This is a genomic window from Bacillus sonorensis NBRC 101234 = KCTC 13918, from assembly GCF_001592005.1.
GTDB lineage: Bacteria > Bacillota > Bacilli > Bacillales > Bacillaceae > Bacillus > Bacillus sonorensis.
In genome coordinates this window covers 75449-87947 of sequence record NZ_BCVZ01000010.1, presented here as the reverse complement: position 1 = coordinate 87947, position 12499 = coordinate 75449, and the positions used below count along the sequence as shown (strand labels likewise).

The 12499-nt window shown below is 43.5% G+C and carries 11 protein-coding genes and 1 pseudogene; 7 read left to right on the top strand and 5 right to left on the bottom strand.

Annotated features, from left to right (window positions below):
• Positions 1–133 precede the first annotated feature (133 nt).
• From BTR1S_RS12885 to BTR1S_RS12870, 4 genes are read right to left on the bottom strand one after another with little or no spacing between them, the layout of a single operon-like run.
• Positions 134–1120, bottom strand: a complete 987-nt coding sequence (locus BTR1S_RS12885) for an ABC transporter permease (RefSeq protein ID WP_006639988.1) — start codon at positions 1118–1120, stop codon at positions 134–136.
• Positions 1114–1860, bottom strand: a complete 747-nt coding sequence (locus BTR1S_RS12880; protein ID WP_006639989.1) for an ABC transporter permease — start codon at positions 1858–1860, stop codon at positions 1114–1116. The genes BTR1S_RS12885 and BTR1S_RS12880 overlap by 7 nt, the downstream gene beginning before the upstream one ends.
• A gap of 11 nt (positions 1861–1871) precedes the next feature.
• Positions 1872–2810, bottom strand: coding sequence for an ABC transporter ATP-binding protein (locus BTR1S_RS12875; protein ID WP_006639990.1), 939 nt, complete (start codon positions 2808–2810; stop codon positions 1872–1874).
• Entirely contained in the window at positions 2807–3370 is a 564-nt protein-coding gene (locus BTR1S_RS12870; protein WP_029419487.1) for a MarR family winged helix-turn-helix transcriptional regulator, read from the bottom strand. Before BTR1S_RS12870 ends, BTR1S_RS12875 begins: the two co-directional genes overlap by 4 nt.
• A 143-nt stretch (positions 3371–3513) precedes the next feature.
• Here BTR1S_RS12870 and BTR1S_RS12865 point away from each other — a divergent pair, with 143 nt between their 5' ends.
• Entirely contained in the window at positions 3514–4161 is a 648-nt protein-coding gene (locus tag BTR1S_RS12865) for a DsbA family oxidoreductase (protein WP_006639992.1), read from the top strand.
• A 246-nt stretch (positions 4162–4407) separates the two neighbouring features.
• On the opposite strand, the gene BTR1S_RS12860 is transcribed toward BTR1S_RS12865, so the two are convergent.
• Positions 4408–5277, bottom strand: coding sequence for a hypothetical protein (locus BTR1S_RS12860; RefSeq protein WP_029419486.1), 870 nt, complete (start codon positions 5275–5277; stop codon positions 4408–4410).
• Positions 5278–6079: 802 nt separating this feature from the next.
• Between BTR1S_RS12860 and BTR1S_RS12855 the strand changes: the two genes are divergently transcribed.
• From BTR1S_RS12855 to BTR1S_RS12830, 6 genes and pseudogenes are all read left to right on the top strand, one after another.
• Positions 6080–7219 carry an erythromycin esterase family protein gene (locus BTR1S_RS12855; protein WP_029419485.1) on the top strand — a complete coding sequence of 380 codons (1140 nt, stop codon included), beginning with the start codon at positions 6080–6082 and terminating at the stop codon, positions 7217–7219.
• Positions 7220–7528: 309 nt separating this feature from the next.
• Entirely contained in the window at positions 7529–8050 is a 522-nt protein-coding gene (locus tag BTR1S_RS12850; RefSeq protein ID WP_006639995.1) for an SRPBCC family protein, read from the top strand.
• Between the two features lie 109 nt (positions 8051–8159).
• Positions 8160–9029 carry an aminoglycoside 6-adenylyltransferase gene (locus tag BTR1S_RS12845; RefSeq protein WP_006639996.1) on the top strand — a complete coding sequence of 290 codons (870 nt, stop codon included), beginning with the start codon at positions 8160–8162 and terminating at the stop codon, positions 9027–9029.
• Between the two features lie 72 nt (positions 9030–9101).
• Positions 9102–10047: pseudogene (locus tag BTR1S_RS12840) on the top strand (aminoglycoside phosphotransferase family protein).
• A gap of 19 nt (positions 10048–10066) precedes the next feature.
• Positions 10067–10789, top strand: a complete 723-nt coding sequence (locus tag BTR1S_RS12835; RefSeq protein ID WP_006639997.1) for a YjjG family noncanonical pyrimidine nucleotidase — start codon at positions 10067–10069, stop codon at positions 10787–10789.
• Between the two features lie 295 nt (positions 10790–11084).
• Entirely contained in the window at positions 11085–12455 is a 1371-nt protein-coding gene (locus BTR1S_RS12830; RefSeq protein ID WP_006639998.1) for an amino acid permease, read from the top strand.
• Positions 12456–12499 lie beyond the last annotated feature (44 nt).

Genomic DNA, 12499 nt, shown 5'->3' with positions numbered 1-12499 from the left:
ATGCCCCCTTCTTCCAAAATAAGCGTACACCATAACGCATAATATTACGCTATATATCTCATAAAGTTCCAAGGAAAAAAGTTTTTAATAAAAAAATAAGCTTCTAAAGTCAGCGTAAACTGACTTTAGAACGCTATTCATAAATTCCTTTCCCTATTCTCCGTTTTGTGACAAAAAATCCAATAAGCCAAAGCATGATCGTCCAAATAAACAAGTAGACAATCTGGCCTTTATATTCCAGCACGCTCCGCCCGACTTCTACGCCATGAATGAACGCCATGAACGCATTTTGCGGCAGAATCGAACAGATGGCGTCCAGAATGGGGTTGCTGCCCGTAAACGAAATGAAACAGCCGGCAAGCACACAGGTAACGACACTGATTCCGCTCGCCGCTAAATTGATATTCCGCTTCATGACAGAGGTCATACAGATCGAAAAACCCGTTGCCATTGCCGTCAGGATTGAGAGCAATACAGCCAGCATTCCGAAACTGTAGCCAATTTCTGCGCCGAAAAGCTGACAGGTGATGACAATGGCCAGATAGGATGGAATATACAAACATAAAAACGTGAAAATCGACTGCACGAACAAATACTTACCGACGCTTAAAGGCGATGCAAGCATTCGCCTGAATGCACCGAGCATGCGATCCTCCGGGTAAAGAGCGGTCAGTGCCACACCTTGCATGAACACCAGCATCACAATAAATCCTAAAATATTCGTTCCGATCCCCCGGTCATTGTGGATTTGATCATCTCCCCGGTAGCTTTCCGGCAGGTGTCCTGTTTTGAAAAATTGTTCAATTCTTTTTTGATCGGTTTGATTTCTCAACGTGGTGACCTTATAGCCGCTTCCTTTTTCTTCGACCAAAAAGTTGTACTGTCCTAATACAAGTGAGGAAAGAGGAGGTTTCGTATCCACTTGTAAGACGTCTGCTTTCGGGTCGCTTGGGATATGTTGTGAGCCAGCGGTTATAAAGGCGATCTTATCTTTTACAATTGTTTGGTTGGAGAAGAAGATGGCCGCTGCGATCATAAGCGGAACAACCACAACTGCAATGATCAGGACCGCTTTTTTTGTTAACATCCGGTCCAGCCTGTTTCTAAATACATTCAACATACATATTCCTCCGGTTTAAACGCAATATGGCAAACAGCTGTACAGACTATCGAGGCAAGCAACAGACATAAGGTCACCGGCAGGAAGATGCTGAAATCGTGATCATAGATGAGCCGGAATGCACATTCAGAAACCCAATACACCGGCGAAAATATAGAAATTGAATTGATCATTTCTCCAAGTCGGTGAATTCCGAAAAACACACCTCCAAAAAAGACGAAAAAGGCGACGGGGATTTGCATGATGCCGTTTGCTCGCTCTTCATTTTTGAATATGCAGCAAAACATCGTGCCAAAACAGCAGCCAAACAAAACCAGGGCATCAATTAACAACATCAAATACGGGAGATACCGTCCACCGAGATTCAAATGAAAAAGTGTTTGGCCTAAAAATAAGACACTGCAGTAGCAAACGGTTCCGAAGATATACGTGGAGAGCAATTTCGATAGATAAATTGAAGCTCTGGAAACCGGAGCATATACCATGCGGATATTTCCCTTCTTCACCTTTTCTTCCATAAACGTGTTTGCAGCTGTCATCGTAATCAGCATGGCGGAAAAAATTGTCATGTTGACCCCGTAGTAGTCGTATGAGCTGACGGTATTTCCGCCGAAATTGTTTTTTGTCACAAACCCCATCATCGCAATCAAGATGAAAGGAAAGATGGTATTGGCGAAAAGCAGCGTTGGATTTCTGACGATATTTAACATGTCAAACTTGATCATTCTTAAAAACTTCATCTCGATCACTCCTAGTCCCGCAAGGATCTTCCTGTGAGCTCTAGGAAGACAGTTTCTAAAGAAGCTTTTTTGCTTGCCATGTTTATGATTTGGCAGCCTTCTTTCGTCAGCGCTGCGATGATGTCGCCAACATGGTCATTTGATTGGTCAACGGTAATTTCAAAGGTATCCTCAGTCATCTGAACGCTTTTTACCCCTTCAATTTGATAAATCAGACCAACGTTTACCCGTTCCGATTGCGTTAATTGGAAGGCATATGCTGTTTGATTTTTTACTTTTTGGTGTAAATCTTCTTTTGTCCCTTGCGCGATGATTTGACCTTCATTCATGATCATGATACGGTCTGAAATGGCTTCGGCCTCTTCCATATAGTGCGTGGAATAGATAATAGTCGCTCCGTTGTTCTTCAGCGTTTTTATCGATTCCAAAATGTGATTTCGGGACTGGGGGTCAATCCCTACAGAAGGTTCATCCATGATGACGAGCTCCGGACGGTGGGCGATTCCACAGGCAATATTCAGCCTTCTTTTCATGCCCCCTGAGAAGGTCTTCGGTTTATCGTCTTTTCGTTCATATAGCCGTACTAATTTCAATGCTTCCTCGACCCGCTTGTCCAAAACGTTTCCTTTCAGGTTGTAGAGGCCGGCAAAGAACCGTACGTTTTTCTCGGCAGAGATTTCCTCAAAAATAGCAAGGTCTTGAGGAACGATTCCAATCCCTTGCTTCACGTGCTTGGCACCTTTTTTCAAGTCGCGCCCGAACATTTTTACGTTTCCGCTTGTAGGAGATAAAACGGTGGCTAAAATATTGATCATTGTACTTTTGCCAGCTCCGTTCGGGCCTAAAAGGCCGAGAATTTCTCCCTTTTTTACTTCAAAGCTCATTCCGTTTATGGCAACTTTTTCGTTATAATTTTTGCGTAGATTTTCAACTTCGACAACACTGGTCACTGGACATCCTCTTTTCTTCGTCTTGAAAATTCCTGCAATACCCTGGCTTGTAGCTCTTCCCGGTTTTGTTCGAGTTCAAATTCAGGCGCTGTTTCTTCAAAGCCATCCTGCTTTTCCCCGTCATAGCGATACAGCTTTTTCAACAAGTTCCACAGCGTTTCGATCTCTTCCATCGAAAATTCTTTAAAAATATCGGCCATAAAATAAATCGCTTTTTCCCCGCATTCCTCCATGACCTTTTTTCCTGAATCAGTGATTTTTACATTGACCGCACGTCTGTCGCGTTTGCTTGGTTCTGTGAGCACATATCCTTTTTTTTCGATGCTGTTGATGAGTCTGTTCACATTCTGCTTTGATGTGCCCAGCTTTTTGGCAATATTATTGATTGTTGTTTCATCCTCGGGCAAGTGAAGGATAGCGACAATCGTCATAAATTGCCTAGATGTCAATTCTTCAAAATATTCATCACCGCGAATTTGAATTTTGTTTAAAACCGAGAACAACGTAGCGTAAGCTTGCTGCATCAAGAACAAATCTTTTAGTTCTTTTGAAAAATCCATTTTTCCACTCCTTTAGACAACATGTTGTCTTTTTTAGTATAGTGATTTTCCGGGACATGTCAAGATCATATGAAAGGATTCTTGACAGGCGATCCATTTGTAACTATTATAGTTACAAATGGATGGAAGAGAGGAAAAAACACATGACAATAAAAGTAAAAGTATATTCTGATTATGTCTGCCCATTCTGTTTTCTTGGGAAAGACCAGTTTGAGAAAGCGATTGACGGAAAGGATGTGGAGGTGGAATGGCTTCCGTTTGAATTGCGCCCGCGTCCTGCCGAACCATTGGATCCGTTGAATGATCCGCAGAAATTGGCGATGTGGGAAAACGCCATCGCGCCGAGAATAGAAGCGTGGGGGATCGACATGAAGCTGCCGGACGTCTCGCCGCATCCTTATACAGATTTGGCCCATGAAGGCTTTCACTTTGCGAAAGAGCACGGCAAAGCGAAAGAATACAATGACAGGGTTTACCGTGCATTTTTCCAGGAAGAGCAAAACATCGGTGACATCGAGGTGCTGACAAAGCTTGCAAAAGAAGCGGGCTTGGACGAGAAGGCTTTTAAAGAAGCGCTGGCAGCGAGAACATACCAAAAAACCCAGCAGCAGGCGCTTCAGCACGCCTATGAAGAAGTCGGCATTACCGCCGTGCCGACTTTTATCATCGGCAATGAGCGAATCGCCGGGGCTGCGGCTAAAGAAGTGTTTGAACAGGTGATAGAAGAGGAAAGCGGGAAAATACAATCGGCAGATGCTTTGCAATGCGATGTTGACGGGAGATCCTGCTAAACAATGACTCCTAAAAGAGGTCAAGGGGATGATCTAGCCTCTGTTTCGTTATGGGTTTCCACCGCTGATTTTGAATTGTCATTCCCCTTTGCAGCGGCATCCAGGGAATCATTTGTGAAAGCATTGATTAGGCGGCAAACTGCCATATTTGCCGTTTAAGCGCGGCGTTATTCAAGGAAGAGAGTATAACAAGGCTCCTGTAGAAACAGGAGCCTTTGTTTAACTGGATATGAGAAAAGACACGCTTTATTTTATATATTTATAGGGTGTACTTGAATAAAATCTGTATGGAATAGGCTTTTTAGAACCGACATTCTCAAATTTGTATCTGTATGTCGTGTGGAAGCCAAGGTTGCGAACGTCGACTTTAAGGTATGTATAGCCTTTCTTTGTGACATATAAAGTTTTGTAATTTTTCCAGCCTTTTTTTGTTTTATATTGCAATGTGGCCTTTACTTTGCCTGAACGATCTGTATCAATTGATGTACCACAAAATCCGGTGATGACTCCATTCAATTTGTACGCATACGAATAACCGAATGTGTTTGTGTATGTTGGTTTTTTATAAAATAGGCTTCCTTTTCGGGCCACATTTACACCGTATTTGTTTTTTCGAATCTGTTCCGTTGTTTTTGCAGGATTTGAATTAGCAAATGCAATCGCTTCAGCGCGGCTGAACTTAAGCGTTGTATGAGAATAGAATTTGTAAGGAATAGGCTTTTTTGAACCAATATTCTCAAATTTGTATCTGAACTTCGTGTACAAGTCGAGGTAACTGCTCACTTTAAAGATCGTATGGCCTTTTTTATTAACATAAAAAGTTTTGTAATTTTTCCAGCCTTTTTTTGTTTTATATTGCAATGTGGCGTTTACTTTGCCTGAACGATATGTATCTAGTGTTGTAAATGGATGCCCAGCCCAGCTATAACCGAAGGTGTTGGAGTATGTTGCTTTTTTATAGTGTAATTTTCCTTCTCGGAAAACGGATACACTGGATGTCGATTTTATCGTACGATCTTTTGCTTGCGCAGTGTCGGAGCCGATAAAACCAAGTGATGCGAAGCTCCCGATTGCGACTGCTAAAACCAACAAAAGTTTGATGAATTTACCTTTCAAAGTGAACTTCCTCCTATCTTTGTTTAGATCAAATTTCACTCTTTTTCAATAATAGTTCTTGTGATAAAAATTGACATCCATCAAATAAACTATTTTATTCTGACAACCTTGTTATATTTTGTCGTTTTATGTCGAAATAGAGAGGTTAGAACTATGACATTTGGTCTGGTTTGGTGGGTGGAATGTGAACAATTAGTATTAAAATCGTGTCTGCTGTTGTTTGGGATCAGGGGGCACGGTACTTGTGTTGTTCAAGAGATAATTGCGCTTGACTTGCATCAATGTGGGAGATGCAAGTTTCGGACCGTCTATGAAGAAGCCGGATTACCGCCGTACCGATTCTTATCATAGGCAATGATTAAGAATCCTTCCATGGATAAAGTTTTTAAGGCAGCAAAACTTGCATAAATACACGACGAGATATTGGAAATGCCAATGGGTTACCACACTCCTGTGTCAGAAATGTCAATGAATATTTCCGGCGGTTAAAAAACAGAGAATCATGCTTGCGCGGGCTTCATTGCAAAGACCTTCAATATTATTGCTGGATGAGGCAGCAAGTTCTCTGGATAACTTAAATGAAAAAGTCATAGAACAACATTTAAATGAATTAAAGTGCACTCGATAGTAATAGCTCACAAGCTAAGTACTATTAAGGATGCGGATCTTTTATTTAGTACTAAAAGACGGAGAGATTCAAGCGATGGGCAACCATTTGCAATTGATTCGAAATAAAGGATTTTTACACTAAGCTGTACAATTCAAACAATGAGCAAGCAATCTAATTGGGGGTGCTAATCCATTGAACGATTTATTTGATGAAATAAGAGATGAATCTATTAATATTGGAGAGGATAATGGTTATAAATTTGACTTCTTTAAAGAGATATTGGGAAATAAAAGATTTGTGTTTCTTGGTGAAAGCAGCCATTGTGTCAAAGAATACAGCGAAGCGAAGGTAAGCTTAATTAAATTTCTGCATCAGGAATTAGGATTTCATATTCTTGCTTTTGAAAGTGAATTGGGGGATTGCACCATAGGAAATTATCTTTCAGAAGAACTCAGTTCCAAAGAATATATGTCCGGTTCCATCGGGAGAGTTTGGCAAAACGAATTTATGCTCGATTTGTTTGAGTATATGAAGGAAACTCAACAGCGGCAGCCATTGCATTTAACAGGAGTTGATGTTCAGCAGAGCATGGATAAGCACTTTTCTTCCTACATGCGTTCGCATTTGACAGGGGACCTGAGGAAGATGTATGTAGAATTTGATACGCGCACAAATGAGATGCTGGATAAAGATTACATATTGAAAAGACGTTTTAGGAAAACAGTAGAAGAGATTGAAGGCATGGGCCAAGAACTGATGAAGGGGCTTGAGAAACAGACTTTTCCCTCTGCCATGCTACGTGATGTCGTGTTACAAACGATGAAAAACAGAATAAATTATTTTAAGGCGAATTTTACAAAAGGTTTTTCCAAATTGTTTGAGTATCGAGATGAATTAATGGCAAAGAATCTTGAATTTTTATCTCAGCATGTATATCCTGATGAAAAATTTATCATATGGGCACACAATCTTCACATCAAAAAACAGAGCAGTGCGAATCGTTTTTCCCCTTATCGATCATTTGTGGAAAATCTTCCATCATCCATGAAAGAGGACAGCTTTGTTATTGGTTTTTATGCAGGGGAGGGAAGAATGGGGAATCACCAAGGGGGCGATCATCCTATAAAAAAAGTCAACAAGAAGCATTTGGAATGGTTGCTTAGTAACTCACCTTACCAAAATTTTTTTATACCATGCACCTCAAGGTGGGGAGGAAATAAGTGGAAGGCTTTGGAGGGGGGAGGCTTGCGTATTTCTTTTAAACCAGTTCAGCAATATGATGGGGTTTTGTTCTTTAAAAAGGTAACTCCCGCAAATTTTAATTTCGATTAGAATGTTCCTGGTTAAAGGTATTGTAACCCTCTTGATGTTTTTTCAGTGCCGGAGGGATGAGCAGCCGAAAAAACAGTTCTCATTGAAGTTTTGCAAAGTAATGTCGATGGAAACACATGTTAAGCATAATCCCTATAGATGAAAATCATCTATAGGGATTTTTATGTTGGCGAAAATAACCTTTTTCGTTATATTTAATTTATGAAGAAAAGCTGACACTTCTTCGAGAAAGCGCTTACATGTTTTTCTTCACGTTTTTTTTGCCTGGTTTACTGTTTTACAAATATTCCATTTCAGGAGGAAATGATGATGTCGGACAAAACAGCAAACAGCTTGAAAGTGAAAGCGGAAGGAAGAACCCTTGTCATGGAGCGGCTTTTCGATGCGCCGCGAGATCGGGTGTTTAAAGCTTTTTCGGAAGCTGGGCAGTTGGAAAGCTGGTGGGGGCCAAAGGGCTGGCAAACCGAAGTTCGTTCGTTTGCGTTTAAACCGAATGGCGTTTGGCATTATTGCATGCGATGTACAGATGAGAACCAGGGGGAGTATTTCGGGCAGGAATCCTGGGGCAAGGCTGTCTATCAAGACATCTCGGCGCCTGAGAAGATTGTGTTCATTGATATGTTTGCAGATGCGGAAGGGAATGCAGTTTCCGGAATGCCGGAGACGTTGGTGAAGGTGGAGTTCATTGAGGGAGAACATAGAACGAAGCTCGTGATGCGCTCTGAATTTGCATCAGAAGAGGCGTTGCAGCAGGTCATCGATATGGGCATAATCCAGGGTGTTTCTTCGCAGTTTGAACGCCTCGACAATCATCTGAAGCAGGCATATTAAAAGGAGGGCGTCCCATGACATTCTTGGAGCATTTTACATAACGTTGCATTCGGGGACCTCCTGATACCTTTGTGTTTGAAAAACAACCACATAATAGGAGGTTCAGAATATGCGTACAGAACAAGAAATGATGGAGCTGGTGTTAAAAGTCGCCAAGGAGGACGACAGGGTCAGAGCGGTTGGCATGAACGGTTCACGGACGAATCCGAATGTCCCCAAGGACCCTTTTCGGGATTATGATATTGCGTATCTGGTGACAGATGTGCAGTCTTTTCTCGATGATCCGGATTGGATCGATGTGTTCGGAGAAAGGATCATCATGCAGACGCCGGAAGACATGGAGCTGTTTCCGAATGAGCTTGGCGGCCGTTTTACCTATATGATGCTGTTTACGGACGGCAACCGGATTGACTTGATGCTCATTCCTTTAGCAGAAAAGGATGAATATTGCCGTGAAGACGGTCTGACCGCCATCTTGCTTGATAAGGATGATGCTTTGCCTGCCATTCCGCCGCCGACAGATGAGGAGTATTGGGTGAAAAAGCCGTCAGCACAATCTTTTGCAGACTGCTGCAATGAGTGCTGGTGGACTGCGACATATGTGGCCAAAGGCTTGTGGAGGCGGGAAATTCTTTATGCGCTTGATCATTTGAATCTGGTCAGGGCGATGCTGTTAAAGATGCTCGAATGGAAAGTCGGAATCGAAACCGATTTTTCGCTTAGCATTGGAAAAAACGCCAAGTTTCTGAAGCGCTATGTTGATGAAGAGACATGGAAAAGACTTCTGGCAACATATCCCGGCGGAGACTATGGCGAAGTGTGGAGCGCTTTATTCAAGACGACCGATTTATTTGAAGAGACTGCGATTGCAGCGGCAGAACGATTGGGTTATCAGTACCCCTTCGTGGACGCCGGCAATGTCAAGCAATACTTGAAGCATGTTCAGCGGCTGAGACCTGCCGCAAAAGAGATTTATTAATACATTTGCTGCACCCCCGGCTTTCTGGGGGGTGCACTTTTCTTGCCGCGGACCTGAAAAGAGGTGAACGTGATGTTTGACATCAAGAACATATTGAACGTTTATTACGGCATAGACAGCGTCAACATTTCCCCGCAGAAAGGCGGATGGTCGGCTCTCGCTTATAAAGTGGCCGGCAGTGATGCCGATTATTTTCTAAAGGTGTATGATAAAAAAAGAGCTTCCACTGCGAAATGGACGGCACTGATCGACGACTACGCTCCCATCGTCCAGTGGCTCAACGATCATACTCAGCTGAGGGGGAGCCTTCCTGTGCCGGTCTTAACGAAGAGCGGCGCCTATAAGTGAGGATGACCATGGCATCTACCTTCTTTATGAATATATTGACGGAGAAACGATTGGAGACCGCCCGCTGCACAGCGGAGACATCCGAAAGCTTGCGGAAATCACGGCAGAGCTTCACACATATGGAGAAGGCATACCTGTTAAAACAGACAGGATAAAAGAAAGCTTCGCTGTACCGTTTTTGCGGCAAATGAGAGAATGGCTGGGCGGCGCACTTCCCGGCAATACCACAGAACTGTTTGATCCTTATGTAGACTCCGTCTATCATATGATGGAGAAGGCCGAGGAGCTGTCTGATCAATTGAAAAGCGGCAGCTTGAGGCTTGCGTTGTGCCATACTGATATTCACAATTGGAATCTGATGACTTCCGGACGGGAATTCATATTGATCGACTGGGAAGGATTGAAGTTGGCACCAGTAGAAGCCGATCTGATGTTTTTTGCGGATCAGCCGTACTTTCACGAGTTTATGACGATCTATCGGCAAGTGCACAAAGGTTTTCAATTGGATCAGCAGGCATTGCGGTTTTATCAGCTGAGGCGCAGATTGGAAGATGTGTGGGAATTTGCCGAGCAGCTTGTCTTCGACTGCCAGACGGAGCAGGAGAGAGCTGAAACGGTGACCGCGATTGAAAAAGAGCTGAAAGGCATCAAGGCAACCAAATTTGATTAGTAAGAGCGGAGGCAGACTTGTGAAAACATACCGTACGTTATTTTTTGATGTAGATGATACACTTTTGGATTTTCAGGCGGCGGAAAGCTTAGCGCTGCGCCTTCTTTTTGAAGAGCAGAATATCCCGCTGACACAGGAAATCGAAGCCGATTATAAAAGAATGAATCAAGGCTTGTGGAGGGCGTTTGAAGAAGGAAAAATCGACCGTGATGAAGTGGTCAATACCCGCTTTTCCCTTTTGTTCAAAAAATACGGCCGAACGGTCGATGGGGCCTTGCTGGAGAAGAAGTACCGCGGCTATCTTGAAGAAGGGCATCAGCTGATCGACGGGGCCCTGGAATTAATCACAAGGCTGCAGCGCCGCTATGACTTATACATTGTGACGAACGGTGTGTCAAAGACGCAGTATAAGCGGCTGCGTGATTCAGGATTGTATCCGTTGTTTAAAGGAATTTTTGTTTCGGAGGACACCGGCTATCAGAAGCCGATGAAGGAATACTTCGACTATGTTTTCGCAAGAATTCCTCATTTCTCTAAAGAAGCCGGATTGATCATCGGGGATTCCCTGACCGCGGATATCAAAGGCGGCGGAATCGCCGGGCTTGACACATGCTGGCTGAATCCAGGAATGAAACCCAATGACACTGGCATTGTACCAACCTATCAAATACAAAAGCTAGATGAGCTGTATCATATTTTACATGTTGAAAAAGAATCGGCAGCCGGCCGTTGTTTTTCATAGGGAGAAGGAGCGCATTTTGATTGCTGTTTCAAGCTGCGTTCCGCTTTCTCTTTATCGCTTAAATTATCAAAATATTCTCTATGTTGGAATAATTTTTCGGCTATAAATAATGTGTTCTTCTGAAAAAAACAATTGTATTTATGAGAGAAATTTATTATGATGGAATAAGTAAATTTTGAGGTATATAGCATTTGGAATTATCAGATTGTTATTACTACTTCATCCGACATGATGAAGATATGCTTCGTTATCACATATTTTGGTTGACATCAGCCGTGTAAGAGGAGGAAATACAGTGGCGAATAAGGAACTGAAGAGAGGCCTGGGGGCGCGCCATATTCAAATGATCGCGCTGGGCGGCACCATCGGGGTCGGTTTATTTATGGGGTCTTCCAGCACGATCAAGTGGACAGGACCGTCCGTCCTGCTTGCTTATGCAATCTGCGGAATTTTTATCTTTTTTATCATGCGCGCAATGGGAGAAATGTTGTATGTTGAGCCAAGCACCGGCTCATTTGCGACATTCGGCCATCAATATATCCATCCGCTGGCCGGTTATATGACCGCCTGGAGCAACTGGTTCCAGTGGGTGATCGTCGGGATGTCCGAGATCATCGCCGTCGGCGAGTACATGCAGTATTGGTTTCCGGATCTGCCGGCCTGGATACCGGGCATTATCGCAATGGCGATTCTTGGAGGGGCAAACCTCATCTCTGTCAAATCGTTTGGGGAATTTGAATTTTGGTTTGCGATGATTAAAATCGTTACGATTGTATTAATGATCGTGGCCGGGTTCGGAATTATTTTCTTCGGGTTCGGCAACGGCGGACATGCGATCGGCTTCTCAAACCTTTGGTCGCACGGCGGCTTCTTTACAGGCGGGTTTTCAGGATTCTTCTTTGCGCTGTCTCTCGTCATCGCCGCTTATCAAGGGGTCGAACTGATCGGGATTACGGCGGGGGAGGCAAAAGATCCGCAGAATACGCTGAGACACGCGATTCAAAGCATTATTTGGCGTATTTTAATTTTCTACATCGGCGCCATTTTCGTCATTGTCACCGTTTATCCTTGGGATGAGCTGAATGCAATCGGAAGTCCGTTTGTATCGACTTTCGCGAAAGTTGGAATTACGGCGGCTGCCGGGATTATTAACTTCGTCGTCATTACGGCGGCCATGTCCGGCTGCAACAGCGGTATTTTCAGCGCTGGCCGCATGCTTTACACATTGGGAGTGAACGGACAAGCGCCGAAATTCTTTACGAAGATTTCCCGAAATGGCGTGCCACTGTACGGCACGATTGCCGTTTTGATCGGCTTGGCCATCGGCGTCGTTTTAAATTATGTCGCACCGCCTAATATCTTTGTGTATGTATACAGTGCGAGTGTGCTCCCGGGGATGATTCCGTGGTTCGTCATCCTGCTGAGCCATATCGGATTCAGAAAAGCAAAAGGGGCTGAAATCGACAAGCATCCGTTCAAAATGCCTTTTGCCCCTGTGACAAACTATTTGACGATTGCATTTCTGCTGATGGTGCTGGTCGGCATGTGGTTCAACGATGACACGCGCGTGTCTCTGATTGTCGGGGTTGTTTTCCTCGCAGTCGTTGCCGTCAGCTATTATGTGTTTAGAATCGGCAAGCGGATGAATACCGATACACAAAAATAAAAAAACTATCGAGAAAATCGCGAAAGCCCAATTGCTCTTTACGA